We start from the raw sequence: 21,702 nt of genomic DNA on the forward strand, positions 1-21,702 counted from the left end.
TCGGCACCACGGTCAGCGGCACGAACGACCTGGTCACGGGCCCCCTGGCGGGCACCGCCGTCGGCGACTTCGACATCGACGGCGGCATCACCTCGATCCAGTCGCCACCTATCACGCTGCCGTCGACGGGCGCGCTGAACCTCTCGCTCTCCTGGTACCTGGCGCACGGCTCGAACGCCTCCAGCGCCGACTACCTCCGGGTACGCGTGGTCGGCACCACCACGACCACCGTGCTCAACCAGGCGGGCGCGGCCACCAACCGCAACGGCGCCTGGGCCACCGCCACGGCCAGCCTGAACGCCTTCGCGGGTCAGACGGTCCGCATCCTCATCGACGCCGCCGACGCCTCGGGAGCCTCCCTGGTGGAGGCAGGGGTGGACGACGTCAAGATCACCCGATAACCCCCGGACGATTCGGCCGGGTGGGCAGACATACCCACCCGGCCGGATGCCGTCAGACCGTGAGGCCGGTCAGCTTGTGCTCTCCGGCGACAGAGCAGCCGCCGTCTTCGCGGCCACCCGCTGCGGGATGCCGCGGAGGCTGAAGGCGAAGCGGGCCGTCGAGTCGGCGATGGCGTCCAGGTCCACGTCGAGCGCCGTGTCGTTGATGTTGGCGATCGTGTCGCACGCCTGGTGGTAGCAGACGTCGTACGCCACCCCCGCCGTCCCGCCGAACAGCGCCGCCTCCTCGGCCGTCTTGATGCCCTCCGCGCCGGTGAAGATGCCGCCGGCCGGAATGCCGACCGCGATGAACGGCCCGTAGTCCGAGCGGCCGTCGAAGTCGGTGCCGATGGTGGGCAGTGAGCGCGAGCCGTAGAAGGACGTCAGTATCTGCTCGATCCGGTCCGAGCCGGGCGGACCGGCCGGGGAGCCTTCGCCGTCGGAGTCGTCACCGTCGTACAACATGTAGGCGTAGTTCGGCGAGGCGACCATGTCGAAGTTCAGGTACACCCTGATGCGGTCCCGCTGCGCCTCCGACAACGACGCCACGTACTGGTCGGAGCCCAGCAGCCCGATCTCCTCGGCCGCCCAGAACGCGAAGCGGACCTTGTTCTTGACCGGGTAGAGCGCCATCTCCTCTGCGATCTCCAGGATCGACGCCGTACCGGAGCCGTTGTCGTTGATGCCGGGCCCCTCGGGCACGCTGTCGAGGTGCGCGCCGACCATGACGACGTTGCGCGGGTCGCCGAAGCGGGACTCGGCGATCACGTTGTCGTTCGTGCCGAGCACGAGGTTGGCGTCGACCTTCAGGTGGACGGTGGCGCCCGCCGTGGCGGCCAGCTCGTTGCCCACGGCGAAGTCGGCGAAGACCATGGGGATGCCGGCCCGCCACTCACCGATGTCCAGCGGGAAGGCGTCCGTACGTCCGGGCTGGCCCTCGTTGAAGACGATGATCCCGACCGCGCCCGCCGCGGCGGCGTTCTGCACCTTGTTGACGAAGGGGCAGGTGCCGCGCTGGATGAGGGCGATCCGGCCGGCCACGAAGCCGGTGAAGTCCGCCGCCTCGCAGCCGCTGGTCGAGGTGGGTGCCGGGCTCGGCGGCAGCGTCAGGTCCACGCCCTGGACCTGCGCGGTCACGTCGCCCGACGGGGAGGGCTGGAAGGTGAAGAAGTCGTTGTTGGGCGAGTAGGACTTCGCGGTGGGCGCGGTGAGGTCGAGGACCGGCGGCGAGTTCTCCGACCAGCTCTCGACGAAGTTGATCGGCTGCAACGTGACCTTGTATCCGGCCTTGCGCAGCTTGCCCGCCACATAGTCGCGGGAGGCGTTGTAACCGGGTGTGCCGGCGGCGCGGGTGCCGCCGTTGGCGTTCGCGATGGCCTGCAGGGCTTGGAGGTGCTTCTTGGCGTTGGCTCCCTTGACCTGCTTGACGAGCAGCTTGGCGAACACGTCGTCGAGCCCGCCCGCACTGGCCGGTACAGCCATGGTCAGCGGTAAGGCGAGAGCGGCGATCAGGACGATGAGCGTTCTTCGCATACGGGATTCCCCCCACAGATGGACAGGAGATCGCGCCGGCAATTCCCCCGAGCCGCCGCGAACGGAACGTAACCCGGCGAAGAATCCCTGAGAAGACCCACTAATGCGTCAAAATCCGGACATTCACTCCCCGCGACGGGCGCGGGCCTTCCGCCGTTTGCCCTCGTGCATGGCCGCGACGCGGGCGACCGGAATCGTGTGCCCCTCCGCCACGAGGTCGTCCGGCAACCGCTGCGGCGCCGGCATGTGCTCGGCCCACGGATCGGCCTCCCCCAGCAGGCCGGGCGCGGTACGCATCGTGAAGTCCAGAGGCGCCACCCGATCCAGGTCCGCCCAGGCCACGGGGAAGGAGACGGGCACGCCGGGGCGGATGCGGGGGCTGTAGGCGGCCGCCATCGTGGCGCCGCCCGCGCGCGTGGAGTCGAGGAAGACCTTGCCCTCGCGGTCCTCGCGGATGAACGCCGTGGTGGCCACCTTCGGATCCACCCGTTCGGCACGCGCGGCCAGGGCGCGGGTGGCCGCCGCCAGGTCGTGGGGCGAGGTGCCCTCCACCACGGGCACGAACACGTGCACGCCCTTGGCCCCGCTGGTCTTCACCGCCCCCGCCAGCCCGGCATCGTCAAGGGCCTGCTTGACCAGGAACGCGCCGCGCACGGCCATCGCGAAGGAGTCGCCCTCCGGCGGGTCGAGGTCGAGGATCATGTGCGTGGGATGCTCGCCGACGAACAGCGCCGGGTGGTACTCCACCGCCCGCTGGTTCGCGAACCAGAGCAGCGTGCGCCGGTCGTCGCACAACGCGTACGTCACCTGCCTGCGCGACGAATCCGCCCACACCGTCACCGACCGCATCCAGTCGGGGGCGTATTTGGGCAGGTTCTTCTGCACGAACGGCTCCTGCCCCGGGCGTACCCGGATGACCGACAGGGCGCGGTCGCGCAGGGCGGGCAGGATGCGGTCGCGGACGGCGTCGAGATAGTCGACCAGGTCGCGCTTGGTCGCGTCCGCGCCGTCGAACAACGGCTGGTCGAGGTTGGTCAGGGCGACCTCGTCGCGTGTCTCATCAGCGGCCACCCGCCCTACGATGCCCACACTCGAACGTATGGTCAACATCCCAGGCCACAATGGTCCGCATGACCCGTTACCTCTACCTCACCCGTCACGGCGAGGCCACGCCGGACGAGAGCGGCCTGTCGGACACCGGCCGCCGCCAGGCGGCGCTGCTCGGCAAGCGCCTGCGGGGCGTCCCTCTCACCGCGATCCACCACGGCCCCCTGCCCAGGGCCGCCGAGACCGCCCGCCTGATCGGCGAGCACCTCCCCGAGGTGCCGTTGCACGTGTCGGAGGCCGCGGGAGACTACGTCCCGTACGCGCCGACCAGGGCGGAACTGCCCCCGCAGTACGCCGACCGCCTCCTCGCCTTCGTCGGCCAGTTCCCCGGCGCGGACCAGAAGCTCGCCGACGAGGCCCTCGACCTGTTCACCGGACCGGTGGACGAGACCCGCCACGAACTGGTGGTGACGCACAACTTCCTGGCCGCCTGGCTGGTCAGGGACTCCCAGTACGCCCCGCCGTGGCGCTGGCTCGGCCTCAACCACGGCAACGCCGCCCTGACCGCCATCCGCTACTCCCCTGACCGTCCGCCCGCCCTGCTCTACTTCAACGACCAGGGCCACCTGCCCCATGAGCTGCGCACCTGAGCTACTTCCACGCAATCTAGTGAAAAGAGACGCGATGTTCTGCGATGACATGTGGCTGCGCACGGCCGATCTGATGAAGGCCATCCACGGGCATCCCTTCCTCGAAGGGCTCGGCGACGGCACGCTCGAACGCGACCGTTTCGCGTTCTACATGGTGCAGGACGCCCGCTACCTGGAGGCGTACGCCAAGGCGCTGGCCACGGCCTCCGCCCGCGCCACCGATCCGGCCGACGCGGCGTTCTTCGCCCAGAGCGCGCACACGGCGCTGGCCGCCGAGCGGCTGCTGCACGCCGGGTACATCGAGGACGCGACCGGTGTCGCCACCTCGCCGACGTGCCTGGCGTACGCGTCGTTCCTACAGGCCACGGCGCTCACCGCGCCGTACCCGGTGATCGCGGCGGCGGTGCTGCCGTGCTTCTGGATCTACCAGGACGTCGGTACGGCGCTGCTGACGAAGGCCGTCCCCGGGCACCCGTACGGCAAGTGGATCTCCACCTACGCCGACCCCACCTTCGCGGCCTCCGTCGAGCAGGCCAAGGGCATCGCCGACCGGCTCGCGAACGCCGCCGACCCGGACACCCGCGAGGCGATGGCGCGGGCGTACGGCCGGGCGGCGGCGTACGAGTGGATGTTCTGGGACAGCGCCTGGAGGCGCGAGAGCTGGCCCACGGAGGGCTGGCTCGCGCCCTGACTCAGGGCGCCTTGGCCATCATCTCCCTTTCTTCACGCGTGGCGATGAGCCCGGCCGGGGCGAGGATCTTGGACTCCTCGAACGGCGCCTCCGTGCTCGGCAGCGGCTCCCGCGTCCTGATCGCCTTGGTCCACACGCGGGCCGCGTCGGCGATCACCACGATGATCAGGACCGCGAACAGCGCCGCCAGGACGCCGTCCACGGTCGAGTTGAGCACGACCTGCTGCATCGCGTCGGTCGTCTTGGCGGGCGCGAGCAGTTTCCCCTGGTCGAGCGCCGTCTGGTAGCGGTCGCGCTGGGCGAAGAAGCCCAGCGTGGGGTCGGTCGAGAAGACCTTCTGGTAGCTCGCGGTCAGCGTGACCGCCACGTCCCAGGCCAGCGGCACCCCGGTCACCCAGGCCCATTTGAGCCGCCCGCTCTTGATCAGCAAGGTCGTGGCCACGGTGAGCGCCACGGCGGCCAGGAGCTGGTTGGCGATGCCGAACAGCGGGAAGAGCTGGTTGATCCCGCCAAGCGGGTCGTTGACGCCCTGGTAGAGGAAGTACCCCCAGGCCGCCACGACCACGGCGCTGGCCGCGACCAGCCCCGGCCACCAGCTCACCCGCGAGAGGGGCTTCCACAGGTTGCCGAGCGTGTCCTGGAGCATGAACCGCCCCACCCGCGTCCCCGCGTCCACCGTGGTGAGGATGAACAGCGCCTCGAACATGATCGCGAAGTGGTACCAGAACGCCTGCAGCCCCGCTCCCCCGAGGAAGCCGGAGAAGATCTGCGAGATGCCCACCGCCAGCGTGGGCGCGCCGCCCGTCCTGGCGATCAGCGTCTCCTCCTGTACGGCCGTCGCGGCCGCCTGCAACTGCTCGGGCGTGATGACGAAGCCCATGTTGGCGACCGCCTCAGAGGCGGTCTGCACGGTGGCCCCGACGACGCCGGCCGGGGAGTTCATCGCGAAGTAGAGCCCGGGGCTCAGCACGCAGGCCGCCGTGATCGCCATGATGGCCACGAACGACTCCATGAGCATGGAGCCGTAGCCGATCATCCGTACCTGGGTCTCCTTCTGGATCATCTTGGGCGTCGTGCCGGAGGAGATCAGCGAGTGGAAGCCCGACAGCGCCCCGCAGGCGATGATGATGAACACGAACGGGAACAACGACCCGGCGAACACCGGCCCCTTGCCGCTGAAGGCGAAGTCGGTGAAGGCGGTGGTCTGCATGGCCGGCATGGTGACGGCGATGCCGATCGCGATCAGCACGATGGTGCCGATCTTCATGAACGTCGACAGGTAGTCGCGCGGCGCCAGCAACATCCAGACGGGCAGGATGGCGGCGACGAACCCGTACGCGATCAGCCACAAGGACAGCGCGGACGGGCTCAGCGTGAAGATCGGCGCCCAGCTCGACCCCTGCACCCAGCCTCCGGCCACGATCGCCAGGAGCAGCAGCGCGACCCCGATCACCGTGGTCTCGACGACCCTGCCCGGCCTGATCACCCGCAGGTAGAAGCCCATGAACAGGGCGATCGGGATGGTCATGGCGATGGAGAAGACACCCCACGGCGACTGCGCCAGGGCGTTGACCACGACGAGCGCCAGCACGGCGAGCAGGATGATCATGATGGCGAAGACCGCGATCAGCGCCGCCGCCCCGCCCACCGGGCCGATCTCGTCGCGGGCCATCTGCCCGAGGCTGCGGCCGTTGCGCCGCATGGAGAAGAACAGGATCACCATGTCCTGCACGGCCCCGGCGAAGATCACCCCGGCGACGATCCAGATGGTGCCGGGCAGGTAACCCATCTGCGCCGCCAGCACGGGCCCGACCAGCGGCCCCGCTCCGGCGATGGCGGCGAAGTGGTGACCGAACAGGATGCGGCGGTCGGTCGGCTGGTAGTCGATGCCGTTGTCGAGCCGCTCCGCGGGGGTGGCCCTGCGGTCGTCGGCGCGCAGCACCTTGCGCACGATGAAGCGGGCATAGAACCGGTAGGCGATGGCGTACGAGCCGAGCGCGGCGCACAGGAGCCACACCGCGTTGACGTTCTCGCCTCTGGACAGGGCGAGCACCGCCCACCCCACGGCCCCGACGATGGCCACCGCCGACCAGATGATGATGGAACGCAGCTTCACCGGTTACCTCCCATATATCGGGCTATATAGGGCGCCCCAGGCAGCAGCGCAGACCGGCGTCCGGTGGCAGATCGGTGACGAAACGCCGCCAGCGCCACAGCGGACGGCAGTCGATCGTGACGGGAAGCTCGGCGAGATGCACCCAGGCGGTCGGATGGGCGTACACCAACTCTTTCGCCTCTGTCGTCCTGAGGGGGCGAGCCCGGCGGGGCAGGCGGGATCGGCGCAGCGGCCTTACCGAGAACTCCCCCGCGTCCGCGCAACACAGGCCGGTGACATGCCAGTCGAAGAAGATCACTTCTTCGCCGAGCAGTGCTTCAAGGGCGGCAGGGGTGAGCGTGATACGGGACATCTGTGGCTCCTGAGATTCAGGCAGCTCAGAATTCACCGTCGGCCTTACCCGGCGTGATCAACTTATAAACCAAAAGCTTGCTTGCTTTACGGTCGCCCGTAGCCCACCACCCACCGCACTTCGGCTGACGACCACGCACACCGCTCAGGCTAGGAGCCAGCACCCGAGCGCGACACCGGCCGAAAGTACGGTCCCTTTTACAGCATGGACAACAACCCGTCACGTTGTTACGTTCACGGATGACAACGCTGTCATGCCCTGGTTCTCCCCCCACAGGAGCAGTGAACCGATGGTGTCTCGACGTAGTTTCCTCTGGGCGAACGGCGTGGTCCTGGCGGCCGGCGGACTCGGGCTCACCCTGCCCGCCTCCCCCGCCGCGGCCCGCGCCCAAGCCCCCCTCCTGCCCGGCTTCGGCCGCCCCACCCGCCTGGACTTCGCCGACATCAGCACCCTGCACGGCAACGACCAGTTACTCCTGACCACCCTCCAGGGAGTCGTCAACCGGCGCCGCCCCCGCCTGTACTTCAACTACACCCCCGAGAACTACGACGTCCGCTGGTTGCCGAGCACCGGGGCCACCGTCACCCGCCACGACCGCCCGCTCGACCTGATCACCCGCTACAAGAATGAGGTCAGGGGCGCGATCCTGCACGACCCGGCCGTACCGGACTCGGTGAACGTCGCCACCACCCTGGCGGGCCTGGAGAGCGCCGTCGCCGCCACCGCCGAGCAGGCCGCCCAGTACGGCCTCAAGACCATCACCGACCTGCGCGGCCGGTTCGACCCCGGCGACGTGCTCGCCACCTACCGCTGGCAGCTCGACACCCTGTTCCCCCGCTGCACCCACGCCCTGCTCAGCGGCCTGCCCCCGACCAGGACGGTCAAGGTGGGCGACGTCCAGTGGCGCGAGGTCGCAAGGGAGAGCGAGCGGATCAGGGACTCCTCCAACCGGGAGGTGCGCACGTTCGACCTCAGCCAGGAGCTGACCGGTCAGGACGGCGTCTACCTGCGCTTCCAGGACTCCCTGGGCGACGACGGCTGGGGCGCTTCGGTCGGCTCGGTCGTGGTCAAGGCCGACGGGACGCAGATCGCCTCGTTCACCCCCGGTACGGAGGCCGAGACCCCGTACCTCTTCGACGGCCTCAACTCGGCCCTCGGCGGGGACGCCAACCGTTTCGCCGACGGCGGCAACTACTTCATCTACCGCTTCACCGCCCCGCCCGGCGCCAAGCAGCTGCTCGTCGAGGTGGACCTGTGGAACCAGTACCTGGTCACCGCCACCACCACCGCGCCGACCCGGGTCGAGCCTTTCCCGTACTTCCGCGACTACACGGTGGCGATGCGCGCCATGGTGTTCTGGCTGCCGCCCAGCGGGCAGACGGGTGAGCTGCTCGACGAGATCCTCGGCAAGGTCGAACCCACGACGCCGTACGCGGGCTGGTTCTCCAACGACGTGGCCGGGGAGTGGGGCGGCGTGGACCGGGCCTCGCAACACGCGGTCGAGGTGGTGCCCGCCGACTACTACATGAACGCCACCGTCCACGCGGGCGTCGCCGCCAAGGTCTCCGACCGCGTACGCCCGAGGCCCCAGGCCACCGTGCGCAACAAGGTCTACCTGACGCTCACGGTCGGCGAGGGCGACAACGTCCAGTACTGCCAGCGCAGGATGCGGGAGTTGTGGGACGACCCGGCGCGCGGCCGGGTGCCGACGAACTGGACGGTCAGCCCGCTGCTGGCCGAGATCGGGCCCGCGCTGCTGGCGTACTACCAGCGCACGGTCACCGACAACGACCTGCTGATCGCGGGCCCGTCCGGCGCGGGCTACACCTATCCCGGGTCGTGGCCGGAGAAGGATGTGGACGCCTATACCGAGCTGACCGGGCGGTTCCTCCGGCGTACCGGGATGGATCTGGTCTATGCCTACAACCATCGCAAACCGGAGGGCGATGGCTGGGTGGCGTTCGATGAGCGGATCGTGGCGTCGTACCGGAAGAACACGCCGCTGCGCGGCATCATCCAGTCGTGGGAGAGCGGCGACCTGCAGATCCGGCCTGCCGGGATCCCCGTGATCGGGAACTTCTCGCCGCAGGGGAAGGCGCAGGAGTACCGGGACACGTTGCTCAGGAAGATCGAAGGGTGGGACGGGACGCGGCCGCTGTTCATCGCCGGGGCGGTGAACGCCTGGAACTGGACGCCGAGCGACATCGCCGAGCTCGGCGCCCTGCTCACTGACCCGTTCGAGATCGTACGCGGGGACGTCTTCTTCCATCTCCTCGCGAAATGATCGTCCGGTGCGGCCATCGCCCTGATGGCCGCACCGTCACCCGGGCAGCCAGTCGGCCAGGATCTCCGCCGTGTGCTCGCCCAGCCGGGGCGGCGGCAGGCGGACGGCGCCGGGAGTCCTGGAGAGCTTCACGGTGACGCCGGGCAGCGGCACGGGGCCGAGCGCGGGGTGCTCGACCTCGACGATCTGCTCGCGGTGCCGGAGTTGCGGATGGCGTACGGCCTGCGCCACCCCGTTCACCCTCCCGCAGGGCACCCCGGCCGCCTCCAGCACCGCCAGGAGCTTGTCCCCAGGCAGCCGCGACGTCCACCGCTCCACGATGGCGTCGATCTCGTCCCGATGGGCGAGCCGGTCCTCCAGCGTGCGGAAGCGCGGGTCGTCGGCCAGCTCCGGACGGTCCATGGCGGCCAGCAGCCGGGGGAAGTGGGCATCGCTGCCGCCCACGACGTGCACCCAGCCGTCGGCGCTGCGGTAGGTGTTGCCCGGAGCGCCGTACCGGTCGCGGTTGCCCACCGCCCCGGTCTCGCGGCCCTGCATGAGGTACTCGGTGGCCGAGGTCATCATCAGCGAGAACGCCGTGTCGAGCAGCGCCACGTCCACCACCTGCCCCCGCCCGGTACGCTGCCGCTCCGCGTAGGCGGCCAGCACCCCGATCGTGAGCTGCATCCCGGCCGAGTAGTCCACCATGAACGTCCCCGACATCATCGGCTCGCCGCCCGGCTCGCCGGAGATGCTCATCAGCCCCGACTCCGCCTGCGCGATCGCGTCGAACCCGGTGCGCCCGGCCTGCGGCCCGTCCTGCCCGAACCCGGAGCAGCGGGCCACGATCAGGCCCGGGTTGCGGCGCAGCAGCTCGTCCGGGCCGAGCCCCATCTTCTCCAGCGTGCCCGGCCGGAAGTTCTCCACCAGCACGTCGGCCCGCTCGGCGAGTCGGGCCAGCAGCCGCTGGTCCTCAGGGGAGCGGAAGTCCACGGTCATGCCGCGCTTGTTGCGGTTGAAGGCCAGCAGGTAGAAGCTCTCGTCGCCGGCGCGCGGCCGCATCAGCCTGGCCTCCTCGCCGGTGCCCGGCTTCTCGGCCTTGACGACGTCCGCGCCGAGGTCGCCGAGCAACATCGCGCAGTACGGCCCGGCGATGAACCGCGACAGGTCCAGCACCTTCACGCCGTCGAGCGGCCCGCTCACAGCAGCTCCTTCCACGCCGCCGGGCGGCCCGCTCACAGCAGCTCCTTCCACACCGTCGGGCGGCCCGCTCACAGCAGTTGCCCCGGCCGCTCGTCCGAGTCGCCGATCGCGGCGCTCGCCCAGCCCAAGGCCGTCTTGCGGCCGTCGTCCTTGTCCACCCAGACCTCCAGCTCCAGCCGCCCGCCGCTCTCCTCCAGCACCGCGCCGCGCACGGTGAGCGCCTCTCCGCAGTACGCCGGAGCGACGAACCGCAGGTCGAGCTGCCCGCTGGTGAACCAGGCCGCCCCGAAGAAGTCCGTCATCGCCCGCGTGATCAGCCCCGTCTGCTGCTGGGCCTGGACGATGGTGCGGTCGAGCCCGGACTCGGCGGCCCGGTGGATGCTGGTGTGCACGTTGGAGTAGTGCTGCCCGGCCCAGGAGAAGACGTTCATCTGGTCCTGGGAGACGCGCTTGGTCAGCGGCGGCAGCCCGGCCCCCTTGGGCAGCCCGTGCGCGGCCCGCTCCGCCACCGGCGCGTCCGCCCGCACCAGGCCCCCGACCCGCCGTCCCGACGGCTCCGCGCTGCCGCGCCCGACGACCTTGCCGGCCACCACGCGCATGATCTCCACACCCCGGTGGCTCACCAGCAGCCGCCCGTCCTCGCCCCTGGCCTCGGCCTCCAGCACCACGTAGCCGTTGCCGCGCCGCTCGTACTTCTCCACGTACGCGCCGCTGACCGTGACCCGCTCGCCGGCGAAGCCGGGGTTGTGGAAGGTGAGCCGTTCGTGGGTGTGCAGGCCCTGCGCGGTGTTGCCGTCGTACCTGTCGTAGAACAGGAACAGCAGGTCGTTGGCCAGCGCCAGCGGGTGCGCGACGGGGCCGCCGAAGGGTGAGGGGCCGAAGTACCAGGAGCCGTAGTCGTCCTGGCTGAAGGCGTACGAGCGGATCTTGGCCTCGTCGAGCACGACCTCGACCGGGCCGAGCGGCTCGGGCACCTCGACCAGTTCGTAACGGGCCTCCTTTTTTCCGGTGGTGGTCGTCATGCGGATGATCTCCCTGCGATGTTCGTCGGGGCTGGGGTCAAAGGCTGGTCCTGGCGTACGTCGTCGAGGTCGACGCCGACCGTCTCGCGGGCGAACGCGATGGCGACGGCGGTGATCGCCGCGGCGACGATGATGTACGTCGCGACCGGCCAGTACGAGCCGCCGGACCAGGCCAGCAGCGCGGTCGCGACGGTCGGGGTGAGTCCGCCGGCGATGATGCCCGCGGCCTGCGAGGCGATCGAGATGCCGCTGTAGCGCACGCGGGTGTCGAAGAGTTCGGCGAAGTAGGCGGGTTCGATGCCGTACTGGGCTCCGACGCCGATCGAGTAGTAGGCCACGATGCCGAGCCAGACCAGCACGGCGGTGCCGGAGTTGAGCAACCAGAAGAAGGGGAAGGCCATGGCGGCGGCGAACAGGGCGCCGAACAGGAACACCGGCCGCCGCCCGATCCGGTCCGACAGCGCCCCGAACAGGTAGGTGCTGCCGATGCCCACCGCCGCCGCGCACGCCGTGGCGAACAACACCGACGAACGGCCCAGGCCGATCTCCTGCGTGGCGTACGAGAGGGTGAAGGTGAGGATGATGTAGCCGAGGACGTTCTCCGAGATGCGCATGCCGGTGGTGAGCACCAGCGCGCGGCGGTGCGTGGCCAGCACGTCCTTCAGCGGTGAGCGCACCACCTGTGCGCTGTCGCGGATGCGCTGGAACGTCGGGGTCTCCATCAGCCGCAGCCGGATCACCAGGCCGACCCCGACGAGCAGCAGACTGGCCAGGAACGGCAGCCGCCACCCGAACGCGCGGAACTGCTCGTCGGGCAGCGCGCTGGCCGCGCCGAAGGCCAGGGTGGACAGCACCACGCCGATCGCGTTGCCCATCTGCGGGAACGCGCCGTACCTGCCGCGCTTGCCCTCCGGGGCGCTCTCCACCGCGACCAGCGCCGCGCCGCCCCACTCGCCGCCGACGCCGAACCCCTGGACCAGGCGGAGCACCACCAGCAGCACCGGGGCCAGCATGCCGACCGAATCGGCGGTGGGCAGCAGGCCGATGGCCGTGGTGGACAGGCCGGTGATCATCAGCGTGATGACCAGGGCTCGCTTCCTGCCGAGCCGGTCGCCCATGTGGCCGAAGATGATGCCGCCGAGCGGGCGGGCCAGGAAACCGACGCCGAACACCGCGAACGATGACAACGTGCCGACGATGGGGCTGCTGCCGGGGAAGAACAGGTCACCGAAGACCAGGGCCGCGGCCGAGCCGAAGATGAAGTAGTCGTACCACTCGATGGCGGTGCCGACGAGCGAGGCCAGGGCCGCTCGGCGGGCATTCTGGGGAACTTTGTCGGTGGCCATCGCGCCTCTTTCCGGTTCGTCTCCCCCGGGGAACAATTTCTGTCTAGACAACTAGACTCTATGAGGGAGTAATTTACCTGACCGAAACCCCATGTCAATAGGGTAGAAAACTCGGGCTTCAGGCGGGCAGGGACGCCCTCGTCCTCAGCCACCGCTCGTAGAGGCCGGTGTGCTGGTCAGCCCGTACGGGATCGGGCTCGAAGCGGCTCGTGGCCGTGGCCAGATGGGATTGCGCGGTGGGCGCGTCGGCGTACACACCGGCTCCGGCCAGGGCGAACAGGGCCGCGCCCAGCAGGCTCGCGTCGGGCTCCGCGCCGGCGAGCACGGGGCGGCCGGTGGCGTCGGCGCGCAACTGGCACAGCTCCGCCGATCGCGCGGCTCCGCCCGCCAGCAGGACGGGCATCGTGGCGTGCGGGTCTATGCGGTCGAGACCCGTGCGGACGACGTAGGCGGCGCCCTCCTGGGTCGCTCTGAGGACGTGCGCGGGCGTGTGGTGCTCGGCCAGTCCCCACAGGGCGCCGCGCTCGGCCGGCCGCCAGTCGGGGAAACGGGAGCCGCTGACCAGCGGCACCACCGACAGTCCCGCGCAACCCGGCGGCAGCCGCGCCATCGCGGCCGTCAGCTCGGGCGGGGCCTGGGCGAGATCGCCCAGGCCGAGCAGCCTGTGCAGGTACGCCACCGCGCCCCCGGTCATCCCGGTCGGCCCGCCCCACGCCCACAACCCCGGCATCACGTACGGATTCAGCACCGCCACCCCGGCCGCCACCCCACCGGGGTCTGTCAGCACCCTGTTCAGCACGTCCGTGGTGCCCGCAACGTCCACGATCACGTCTGTACGCGCGCCCAGCACGGCCGCCGCCCCCGCCGTGCCGTCCGGTCCCCCCGCCACGACCGGCAGCCCGGCGGGCAGGCCCGTCGCCTCGGCCGCCTCGGCGGTGACCGCTCCGACGACCTCGGAGGCGTCGTACGCGGGCGGGAACAGCCCGGGGTCCACCCCGGCCGCCTCGATCAACGGCACCGACCATTCGCGAGCGGCCACGTCGAAGCCCAGGGTGTAGGCGGCACTGGTGACGTCGGTCGCGGCCACACCGGTCAGCCGCAGGATCAGATGGTCCTTGGGGCTCAGCGCCCAGCGGGCCTTCCGCGCAACCTCGGGCCGGTTCTCGGTCAGCCACGCCAGCAGCGGCACCGCACCCCCGCTGAGCTCGGGCCTGCCGGTTACCCGCAGTGCCCGCTCAAGGCCCGGCTCAGGACCCCGCTCAGGACCTTCGCCGCAGTCTGGCCGCCTGGCGTCGTCGCCCCCGGCCCGTCGCGCAGGGCCTCCGGCCCAGGCTCGCCGCACGAGGTCGATGCCGCGTGCGTCCGACCAGCTCGCGCCCTCGATCACGGGATCGCCCGCGTCGTCGGCGAGCACGCAGCCGACATGCCCGGCGATGCCCAGCGCCATGGGCGGCTCGCGCAGGCCGTCGGTGACCTCGCGCAGCAGCCCGGCCAGCAACCGCCAGCGCTCGGCCGGGTCGAACCCGCCGCCCGCCGTGCCGGGGTGGGCCCGGCGCGCCGAACGCACGATCACACCATCGGCCCGCACGATCGCGGCCCTGGTCCCGGACGTGCCCACATCCACCGCACAAACGGCTACCGTCACGTTTCGAGCCTCGCGAACAGCGGGAACTCCGGCCGCGTCCAGCTGTGCGCCAGCTCGATCGGCGTCCCGTCGTCGACGAACGCGACCCGGGTGATCGAGATGAGCGGGCTCCCCTGCTCCACCCCGAGCCACCCCGCGTGCTCGCCGGTGGCCGCCACCGCCGAGATGGTCTGCTCGGCCCACTTCAGCTTCACGCCCCACCGCTCCAGCAACGTGCCATAGAGCGACCCGCCGATCAACTCCTCCCGGGCGAGCTGAGGAGCGAGGGAGTAGGGCAGCCACGACTCCTGGACGGCCGCCGGCGTGCCGGACACCAGCCGCACGCGCAGCAGCCGGACCGCCTTCTGCCGGGGCTTGAGCCCGAGCTTCCCCCGCACCTCGTCCGGCGGCACCACGGACCCCTGGAACTTGGTGTCCGTGGTCACCTCGGAGACGCCCATCTCCTCGCCGAACGAGCCGAGGCGGTTCATCCGGCGGTAGGTGGCGGACGGCTCGGCCACGTAGGTGCCCGAGCCGCGCCGGCGTACCAGGAGGTGCTCGGATTCGAGCTGGTCCAGAGCCTGGCGCACGGTCATGCGGCTCACGCCGTACTGGGAGGCCAGGGCGGGTTCGCTGGACAGCCGGTCGCCCGGGGCCAGCGCGCCGCTCTTGATCTGGGACAGGAGGTCGCCGTAGATGACCTCGTACATGGGGACCGGACTCACGGGAACATCATCGCCCTCAAATCGCCCCTTCCGTACGCAGCCGATCGATCTCCGCGCGATCGAGGCCGAGCAGTTCGCCGTACACGTAGGCGTTGTCCTCCCCGACGAGCGGCGGCGGTTTGCGTACCTGACCGGGTGAGGCGGACAGCTTGATCGGGATGCCGGGCAGCTTCAGCGTGCCCAGCACGGGATGTTCGACGTCGAGCAGCATGTCGCGGGCGGCCACCTGCGGCGACTCCACGACCTCCGGGATGTCGGCGACCTTACCGAAGGGGATGCCGGCCGCGCTCAGCGTGCCGGCGATCTCCGCGCAGTCGCGCGGCGTCGTCCACTCGGTGACGATCTTCTCCAGCTCCTCGACGTGCGCCATCCTGGCGGGCACGCCGTGGAAACGTTCGTCGGCGGCGAGTTCGGGGCGGCCGATGGCGGCGCACAGGCGCGGGAAGAGCGGATCGGTGCCGGCGTGGATGTAGACGAAGCCGTCGGCGGCGGGGAAGACGTTGGCGGGCGCGGTGAGCAGGTCGCGCGAGCCGTTGCGCCCACGTGTCTCCCCGAGCATCGCGTACGCGCTGGGCCTGGTGCCGAGCGCCGCGAACAGGGCGTCGAACGAGGCCACGTCCACGTGCTGCCCCTCGCCCGTGCGCTCCCGGTGCAGCAGCGCCAGCAGCGCGCCCATCGCGCCGTGGTAGCCCGCGACGTAGTCGGCGATGTACGTGCCGGTCAGCGTGGGGGCGCCGTCGCCGGTCACGCTCATCAGGCCGGCCGTGGCCTGGGCGATCGCGTCGAACAACGCGCGCTCCGCCAGGGGCCCGGTCTGGCCGAACCCGGAGATGGACACGAGGATCACGCCGGGCCGCAGTTCGCGCAGCCGGTCGTACCCGAGGCCCATCTTCTCCATGGTGCCGGGCCGGTAGTTCTCGACGACCACGTCGCTGACGCGTACCAGGCCCTCCAGCAGGGCGCGGGCCTCGGGGTGGCGGGTGTCGAGGGTGGCGCCGTGCTTGTTGCGGTTGTAGATCATGGTGTAGACGCTCTGGCCCTCGTGGAAGGGGGCGTGTTTACGCGCGTCCTCGCCACCTGGGCGTTCGACCTTGACGACCTCGGCGCCCATGTCGCCGAGGATCTGGCAGCACAGCGGCCCGGCGATGAACCTCGACAGGTCCAGCACCCTGATCCCGTCCAGTGCGCTCAATCTCAGCCCTCCTCAGGCTCGTACTTGCGGAACGCCGGGTAGGTCCACGCGTTCACCTCGGGGTCGATCGGCACGTCGAACAGCGCCGGCGTCTCCCCGGCCAGCGTCTCACCCACCCGGGCGGCGAGTTCGTCCAGGTCGGTGACGCGGCGGGCGGACAGGCCGAGTCCCCTGGCCACCTGGGCGTAGTCGGCGGGGCCGAAGTCGACGCCGATGGTGCGGGGGCCGTACTTGACGATCTGCTCCTGACGGATGTTGCCGTAGCCCTCGTCGTTCAGCACCACGACGCACACCCGGCCGCCCACCCTGACCAGCGTCTCCAGCTCGGCGAGGGTCATGCCGAGCGAGCCGTCGCCGACGAGCACCAGCACCGGGCGGGTGGGGTCGGTGACGGCGGCGGCGATCGCGGCGGGCACCGAGAAGCCCATGTTGCCGAACCCGACCGGCTTCAGGTAGGTGCCCGCCTGGCGGATCTCCCACAGGTAGGACCACACGCCGGGGTTGCCCGCGTCGGGGATGAGCAGCGTGTCGTCGGGGGTCACCTCGCGCAGCCTGCGCACGATGTCGGCGGGCGACATCCCTCCGTCCGGCGTGGACTCCCACCAGCGGGTACGCGCCCCGCCCAGCTCGGCCAGCCAGGTCTTACGCTCTTCCCGCACCGGCCCGGACAGCGCCCCGGCCAGCGTCTCCAGCGCGTCCTTGGCGTCGCCCACGACGCCGAGCGTGCTGCCCGCGTAGTAGCGGCCGATGGTGGCCGGCTCGACGTCGATCTGCACGATCTCGGGCAGCGGCAGCGTCCAGCGGCTGGTGGAGATGGCGTTGAGGCTGTTGCCGACCGCGATGACCAGGTCGGACTCGGCGACGACCCGGGTGGACAGGTTGGTGCCCATCCGGCTGAGCGCGCCGAAGACCAGCGGGTGCGTGGTCGGCACGCAGCCGATCCCGTTGAACGTCGTCACGATCGGGAGGTCGTGCGCCTCGGCCAGGGCGAGCGCCGCCTGCCCCGCCCCCGACCGGTTGCAGCCGTTGCCCAGCCAGAGCACGGGCCGGCGGGCCGCCGAGATCCGCTCGGCGGCGCCGGCCAGGGCGGCGGCGTCGGCGCGCGGGCGCTGGCCGACCCAGCCGCGCAGGGGGTGCGTGGCGGGCACCTCGGCGGGCTCCTCCAGCACGGACTCGATGACGTCGCGGGCGAAGTCCAGATGCACGGGGCCGGGGTTGCCGGTCATGGCCCGCACGTACCCCTCCTCGATCGCCTGCCCGATGCTCGACGCGTGCGCGACCAGGCGGCCGTGCTTGACCAGCGGCCGGAACAACGACACGTGGTCGGCGCCCTGGGCGTCGTCCCTGTCGATGTTCTCGCCGTTGTTGTTGCAGGTGATCACGAGGACCGGGCTGGAGTCGCGCAGCGCGCCGCCGACGCCGGTGAGCAGGTTCGTCGCACCGGGTCCCGTGGTGGCCAGGCACACGCCGGGGGTGCCGGTGAGCCGGCCGTACGCGTCGGCCATGACGGCGGCGGCGCCTTCATGGCGGGCGGTCACGAAGTCCACCTCGGGCGTGTCGATGATGGCGTCGGTGATCGCGAGCGTCTGCCCACCAGGTACGCCGAAGACGTGCCGGACACCGAGGGACACCAGGAGCCGGACCACGAGCTCACCACCGGTGATCTTGTCAGCCATGAAGATCGAAATCCATTCTGTCTGGTTGTCTAGACTGATTTAGGAGTTTCACCCGCATTACGGACAGATGTCAACCCCTTGACGAGCAGCACGGAAGCCCCGCAAACTGACCCGAAACCACGATAAGGCTAGTTGTCTAGTCAGATTAGAAGGTGGTCGCGATGCCGCACATGCAATCGGCCCGCCGCGCCCTCGCCCTGCTCACCGTCCTGGCGCTGGCCGCCTGCTCCACGGGGCAGGAGAAGGGCGCGAGCACCGGGGCACAGGAGGGCGAGCTCAAGATCGGGGCGATCATGTACGCCAGGGATCTGGAGTTCTGGCAGCTCATCGAGGCGGGGATGCGGGACGCCGCCAAAGAGGCCAAGGTGCCGATCAAGGTGGAGGTGTCCAACCGCCAGCTCGCCACGGAGGCGCAGCTCGTGGACACCCTGCACGCCCGGGGCGACAACGTGCTGGTCATCGCGCCCCTGGACAAGAGCGCCTCGGTCGCCACCCTGCGCAAGGCCGACCAGTACGGCATGACGATCGTCCAGTACGACTCCAAGGCCGGCGACAACGCCTTCCCCCACTTCGTCGGCGTGGACAACGCCCAGCTCGGCGCCTCGGTGGGCAAGCTGGCCAAGAAGTACGCGGACGACGAACTGGGCGGACAGGCGAAGATGGCCCTGCTGACCGGCGACACCGAACCCAACGGCGCCGTACGGAAGAAGGCGTTCCTGGCCGAGATGCCCGGCGCCAAGGTGGTGACCTCGGCCGAGGCCGTCGGCTCGCCCGACGCGGGCGCCAAGGCGTTCGAGACCGTGTTGCAGAGCCACCCCGACATCGACGTCGTGTGGGCCTGGAACGGCGCTGCCATGCAGGGCGCGGCGATCGCGGCGCAGCGGCTCAAGTCCAAAGCCAAGATCTTCGGCATCGACATGAGCAAGCAGGTCGCCGAGATCATGAAGACGCCCGGTTCGCCGGTGCGGGCGGTGGCCGACCAGCACGCGTACGACGTGGGCATGGAGAGCGTGCGCCTGGCGGTCAAGGCGGCCAAGGGCGACAAGGGGACGGCGGCCACCGTGCCGCCCGCCACGTACTCGGCCGGGGACACCGCGGCCCTCGACGCGTTCCTGGCGGAGCTGGGCAAGGCGGGCGCCAAGTGACGGCCGTACCGGCGCCGCGGCCCGGACTGGCCGGGGAGGGACGGCTGGCCGCCTGGCGGGCGGAGGCCGGGGTGGGCTCGGGCCTGGTCCTGCTGGTCGTCCTGTGGACCGCGGTCGCGCCCAACTTCCTCACGCTCACGAACATGACCGTGCTGCTCCAGCAGATGTCGGTGCTGATGATCGTGGCCGTGGGCCAGACGTTCGTCATCCTCACCGGCGAGATCGACCTCTCGGTCGGCTCCACGGTCGGCCTGAGCACCGTGGTGGTGGCGGCCCTGACGGTCCAGGCCGGGCTGCCGCTCGCGGTGGCCGTCGCGCTGGTCCTGGCGGGCGGCGCGCTCATCGGCCTGTTCACCGGCCTGCTCCGCGTCACCTGGAACATCCCCTCCTTCATCATCACACTCGGCCTCCTGTCCGCCCTGCAGGGCCTGGCCTTCACCATCAGCGACGGCGTGACGATCTCCCCCATCCCCGACGGCCTCGGCCCGCTCTGGGACGGCAGCCTCATCGGCATCCCCACCCCGGTCTGGATCATGATCGGCACGGTCGCCGCGGGCATGTGGATCCTGCGCCAGACCAGGTACGGTCGCCACCTGTACGCCCTGGGCGGCAACGCCGAGGCCTGCCGCCGCTACGGGCTGAACGTGAAAGCGCTGCGGGTGAGCACGTTCGTCATCGTCCAGTGCTTGGCGGTGCTCGGCGGCCTCCTGTACGCGGCCCAGCTCGACTCCGGCAACGCCACCATCGGCCGCGGCATGGAGCTGAACGTCATCGCCGGGGTCGTCGTCGGGGGCGTGAGCCTGTTCGGCGGCACGGGCCGGCTGGCCGGGACCGCGCTCGGCGTGTTGTTCATCGCCGTCCTCGGCAACGGGCTGACACTGATCGGCGTGTCGTCCTACGTCTTCCTCATCTGCCAGGGTCTGGTCGTCATCGGCGCCGTGCTCTGGAGCGGCCTGCGCCAAAGGAGGGCGTCATGAGCCTGCTGACCACCACCGGCCTGGAGATGCGCTACGGCGCCATACAGGCGCTGCGCGGGGTGGACTTCGACATCTCGGCGGGTGAGCTGGTCGCGCTGGTGGGCGACAACGGCGCGGGCAAGAGCACGTTCGTCAAGGCCCTGTCCGGCGTCATCCAGCCCACCGGCGGCACCATCGCCTGCGAGGGCCGCCCCGTCACCGCCCACTCGCCCGCCACGGCGCGCGAACTCGGCATCGAGACCGTCTACCAGGACCTCGGCCTCTGCGAGAACCTCACCGTGGCCGAGAACATCTACCTCGGCCGCGAACCCACCCGCGGCTGGGGCCCCTGGCGGCGCGTCGACCGCAGGCGCATGGCCGCCGAAGTGGCGGAGGTGCTCGGGGGCCTGTCGGTGAACGTGCCCTCCCCCGACGCCAAGGTGGCCCGGCTCTCCGGCGGTCAGCGGCAGGCGGTCGCGATCTCCCGCTGCCGGTTGTGGCGGCGCAGGCTCGTACTGCTCGACGAGCCGACCGCCGCGCTCGGCGTGCAGGAGAGCGAGCGCGTCGTCACCACCATCGGCGACCTGCGCGGCGACGGGGCCGCGATCCTGCTCATCAGCCACGACATCCCCATGGTGATGCGCCTGGCCGACCGCATCGTGGTGCTGCGCAAGGGCGCCAAGGCGGCGGACGTACGGGCTGATGAGGTTACCGAACACGACATCGTCGCCCTGATCACGGGCGCGAAGGAGATTTCCGATGAACCGTGACCTGACCGACCCCACGGCTTTCGCGCGGGGCGTCGACCCCGAGGCCGGGCTCAAGGAGCCGGTGTTCGAGAACCTGGAGATCCCCGAGGACTTCGGCCCCGTCACGATCGTCGTGGACGACCACAAGGTCAAACGCTTCGCCTTCACCCAGGACGACTACCGCCCCTGGCACTTCTCCACCAGCCCTTTCGGTGGGCGAATCGCCCAGGCCGGCCTGCTCACCAACGACCTGGTCCAGCTCTTCACCACCAGGTACGCCGCCAGCCGCACGGTCGGCCTGCACACCGAGGAACAACTCTGGTTCTCCTCACCGGCGCGGGTGGGCGAGAAGGTGACCCTCCAGGGCCGGTATGTGGAGGCGTACGAACGGCGCGGCCAGGGCTACGTCATCATGGAGGCTCAGGCGACCGGCGAGGACGGCCGCGCCCTGGTGCGCCACCGCGGCGTCGAGATCCTCCGCACGGTCCCCGGCGAGGTCGCCGGCCGCGGCAGCACCACCGGCGGCCCCCGCGTGACCGGCGAAATCGACTCCACACGTCCCTACGCCGCCGAGGCCACCGACGCCCTGACCCCCGGCACCCCGCTCCAGCCCCTCTCCAAGGTCATCACCCAGGAGCAGGCCTCGGTCTTCTCCCGCGCCGGCGAGTACGTCCGCAACATCCACAGCGACCTCGACATCGCCCGCCAGGGCGGCCTGACCCTCCCGATCGTGCAGGGCCAGCAGCAGTGCTGCCTCATCCTGGACCTCCTGACCGGCTTCTTCGGCGCCAGGTGGCTGACGGACGGCTGGATCCGGTGCAAGTTCGTCCAGCCGGTGACGGTCTTCGAACCCCTGAGCGTGGGCGGGGTGGTCACGGGCGTCGGGGAGCGAGGGATGGAGCTTGAGGTCTGGGTACGCCGCGGGGACGGCCGGCTGAGCACGGTGGGCTGGGCCGCCTGCCCGCTCTGATC

General features: G+C 70.6%; 18 protein-coding genes and 1 pseudogene. 8 read left to right on the plus strand and 11 right to left on the minus strand.

Translation table 11 applies throughout. The annotated features are described in order from the left end of the window. Positions 1 to 401, plus strand: a pseudogene (locus ACFPZ3_RS45445) (zinc carboxypeptidase); the annotation flags it as partial. A 69-nt stretch (positions 402 to 470) separates the two neighbouring features. Here the strand turns inward: ACFPZ3_RS45445 and ACFPZ3_RS45450 are convergent. Next, a complete protein-coding gene (locus ACFPZ3_RS45450; protein WP_379520621.1) occupies positions 471 to 1,973 on the minus strand; it encodes a M28 family metallopeptidase in 1,503 nt (500 codons plus the stop codon). Between the two features lie 123 nt (positions 1,974 to 2,096). Continuing rightward, complete coding sequence (locus tag ACFPZ3_RS45455; RefSeq protein WP_379520622.1) at positions 2,097 to 3,044, minus strand: DNA polymerase domain-containing protein; 948 nt, start codon at positions 3,042 to 3,044, stop codon at positions 2,097 to 2,099. Positions 3,045 to 3,103: 59 nt separating this feature from the next. Between ACFPZ3_RS45455 and ACFPZ3_RS45460 the strand changes: the two genes are divergently transcribed. Together ACFPZ3_RS45460 and ACFPZ3_RS45465 are read left to right on the plus strand one after the other, a co-directional pair. Beyond that, positions 3,104 to 3,670, plus strand: coding sequence for a histidine phosphatase family protein (locus ACFPZ3_RS45460; protein WP_379520623.1), 567 nt, complete (start codon positions 3,104 to 3,106; stop codon positions 3,668 to 3,670). Positions 3,671 to 3,704: 34 nt separating this feature from the next. Beyond that, on the plus strand, positions 3,705 to 4,361 hold the full coding sequence (locus tag ACFPZ3_RS45465) for a TenA family protein (protein ID WP_379520624.1): 657 nt from the start codon (positions 3,705 to 3,707) through the stop codon (positions 4,359 to 4,361). 1 nt (position 4,362) lies between these two features. On the opposite strand, the gene ACFPZ3_RS45470 is transcribed toward ACFPZ3_RS45465, so the two are convergent. Then, positions 4,363 to 6,477, minus strand: a complete 2,115-nt coding sequence (locus ACFPZ3_RS45470) for a carbon starvation CstA family protein (RefSeq protein WP_379520625.1) — start codon at positions 6,475 to 6,477, stop codon at positions 4,363 to 4,365. 22 nt (positions 6,478 to 6,499) lie between these two features. Beyond that, positions 6,500 to 6,829 carry a hypothetical protein gene (locus ACFPZ3_RS45475; RefSeq protein ID WP_379520626.1) on the minus strand — a complete coding sequence of 110 codons (330 nt, stop codon included), beginning with the start codon at positions 6,827 to 6,829 and terminating at the stop codon, positions 6,500 to 6,502. Between the two features lie 289 nt (positions 6,830 to 7,118). Here ACFPZ3_RS45475 and ACFPZ3_RS45480 point away from each other — a divergent pair, with 289 nt between their 5' ends. Further along, entirely contained in the window at positions 7,119 to 9,113 is a 1,995-nt protein-coding gene (locus tag ACFPZ3_RS45480) for a GxGYxYP domain-containing protein (RefSeq protein WP_379520627.1), read from the plus strand. 36 nt (positions 9,114 to 9,149) lie between these two features. On the opposite strand, the gene ACFPZ3_RS45485 is transcribed toward ACFPZ3_RS45480, so the two are convergent. From ACFPZ3_RS45485 to ACFPZ3_RS45515, 7 genes are all read right to left on the minus strand, one after another. Next, on the minus strand, positions 9,150 to 10,295 hold the full coding sequence (locus tag ACFPZ3_RS45485) for a CaiB/BaiF CoA transferase family protein (protein ID WP_379520628.1): 1,146 nt from the start codon (positions 10,293 to 10,295) through the stop codon (positions 9,150 to 9,152). Between the two features lie 68 nt (positions 10,296 to 10,363). Next, on the minus strand, positions 10,364 to 11,317 hold the full coding sequence (locus tag ACFPZ3_RS45490; RefSeq protein WP_379520629.1) for a MaoC family dehydratase: 954 nt from the start codon (positions 11,315 to 11,317) through the stop codon (positions 10,364 to 10,366). Beyond that, entirely contained in the window at positions 11,314 to 12,663 is a 1,350-nt protein-coding gene (locus tag ACFPZ3_RS45495; RefSeq protein WP_379520630.1) for an MFS transporter, read from the minus strand. The genes ACFPZ3_RS45490 and ACFPZ3_RS45495 overlap by 4 nt, the downstream gene beginning before the upstream one ends. Before the next feature lie 118 nt (positions 12,664 to 12,781). Beyond that, positions 12,782 to 14,308: a xylulokinase gene (locus tag ACFPZ3_RS45500; RefSeq protein ID WP_379520631.1), complete on the minus strand. Its 1,527-nt coding sequence runs from the start codon at positions 14,306 to 14,308 to the stop codon at positions 12,782 to 12,784. Beyond that, on the minus strand, positions 14,305 to 15,012 hold the full coding sequence (locus ACFPZ3_RS45505) for a GntR family transcriptional regulator (RefSeq protein WP_379520632.1): 708 nt from the start codon (positions 15,010 to 15,012) through the stop codon (positions 14,305 to 14,307). Before ACFPZ3_RS45505 ends, ACFPZ3_RS45500 begins: the two co-directional genes overlap by 4 nt. Before the next feature lie 16 nt (positions 15,013 to 15,028). Continuing rightward, on the minus strand, positions 15,029 to 16,204 hold the full coding sequence (locus tag ACFPZ3_RS45510; protein ID WP_379520633.1) for a CaiB/BaiF CoA transferase family protein: 1,176 nt from the start codon (positions 16,202 to 16,204) through the stop codon (positions 15,029 to 15,031). A gap of 2 nt (positions 16,205 to 16,206) precedes the next feature. After that, a complete protein-coding gene (locus ACFPZ3_RS45515) occupies positions 16,207 to 17,880 on the minus strand; it encodes a thiamine pyrophosphate-binding protein (protein ID WP_379520634.1) in 1,674 nt (557 codons plus the stop codon). A gap of 161 nt (positions 17,881 to 18,041) precedes the next feature. Here ACFPZ3_RS45515 and ACFPZ3_RS45520 point away from each other — a divergent pair, with 161 nt between their 5' ends. The 4 genes from ACFPZ3_RS45520 to ACFPZ3_RS45535 are packed head-to-tail and all read left to right on the plus strand — an operon-like array spanning position 18,042 to position 21,700. Further along, on the plus strand, positions 18,042 to 19,025 hold the full coding sequence (locus tag ACFPZ3_RS45520) for a sugar ABC transporter substrate-binding protein (RefSeq protein ID WP_379520635.1): 984 nt from the start codon (positions 18,042 to 18,044) through the stop codon (positions 19,023 to 19,025). Continuing rightward, positions 19,022 to 20,002 (plus strand): ABC transporter permease, encoded by a 981-nt coding sequence (locus tag ACFPZ3_RS45525; RefSeq protein WP_379520636.1) that lies wholly within the window; start codon positions 19,022 to 19,024, stop codon positions 20,000 to 20,002. The genes ACFPZ3_RS45520 and ACFPZ3_RS45525 overlap by 4 nt, the downstream gene beginning before the upstream one ends. Beyond that, positions 19,999 to 20,751, plus strand: a complete 753-nt coding sequence (locus ACFPZ3_RS45530; protein WP_379520637.1) for an ATP-binding cassette domain-containing protein — start codon at positions 19,999 to 20,001, stop codon at positions 20,749 to 20,751. Before ACFPZ3_RS45525 ends, ACFPZ3_RS45530 begins: the two co-directional genes overlap by 4 nt. Beyond that, positions 20,741 to 21,700 (plus strand): hypothetical protein, encoded by a 960-nt coding sequence (locus ACFPZ3_RS45535; RefSeq protein WP_379520638.1) that lies wholly within the window; start codon positions 20,741 to 20,743, stop codon positions 21,698 to 21,700. Before ACFPZ3_RS45530 ends, ACFPZ3_RS45535 begins: the two co-directional genes overlap by 11 nt. The last annotated feature ends 2 nt before the right edge of the window (positions 21,701 to 21,702 follow it).

The sequence above is a fragment of the Nonomuraea insulae genome, assembly GCF_042656245.1.

Bases quoted from the DNA above. Each gene is read 5' to 3' on its own strand.
- ACFPZ3_RS45450 (WP_379520621.1), bottom strand. From the start codon at position 1,973: ATGCGAAGAACGCTCATCGTCCTGATCGCCGCTCTCGCCTTACCGCTG.
- ACFPZ3_RS45460 (WP_379520623.1), top strand. From the start codon at position 3,104: ATGACCCGTTACCTCTACCTCACCCGTCACGGCGAGGCCACGCCGGAC.
- ACFPZ3_RS45465 (WP_379520624.1), top strand. From the start codon at position 3,705: ATGTTCTGCGATGACATGTGGCTGCGCACGGCCGATCTGATGAAGGCC.
- ACFPZ3_RS45475 (WP_379520626.1), bottom strand. From the start codon at position 6,829: ATGTCCCGTATCACGCTCACCCCTGCCGCCCTTGAAGCACTGCTCGGC.
- ACFPZ3_RS45480 (WP_379520627.1), top strand. From the start codon at position 7,119: ATGGTGTCTCGACGTAGTTTCCTCTGGGCGAACGGCGTGGTCCTGGCG.
- ACFPZ3_RS45490 (WP_379520629.1), bottom strand. From the start codon at position 11,317: ATGACGACCACCACCGGAAAAAAGGAGGCCCGTTACGAACTGGTCGAG.
- ACFPZ3_RS45495 (WP_379520630.1), bottom strand. From the start codon at position 12,663: ATGGCCACCGACAAAGTTCCCCAGAATGCCCGCCGAGCGGCCCTGGCC.
- ACFPZ3_RS45515 (WP_379520634.1), bottom strand. From the start codon at position 17,880: ATGGCTGACAAGATCACCGGTGGTGAGCTCGTGGTCCGGCTCCTGGTG.
- ACFPZ3_RS45520 (WP_379520635.1), top strand. From the start codon at position 18,042: ATGCCGCACATGCAATCGGCCCGCCGCGCCCTCGCCCTGCTCACCGTC.
- ACFPZ3_RS45530 (WP_379520637.1), top strand. From the start codon at position 19,999: ATGAGCCTGCTGACCACCACCGGCCTGGAGATGCGCTACGGCGCCATA.
- ACFPZ3_RS45535 (WP_379520638.1), top strand. From the start codon at position 20,741: ATGAACCGTGACCTGACCGACCCCACGGCTTTCGCGCGGGGCGTCGAC.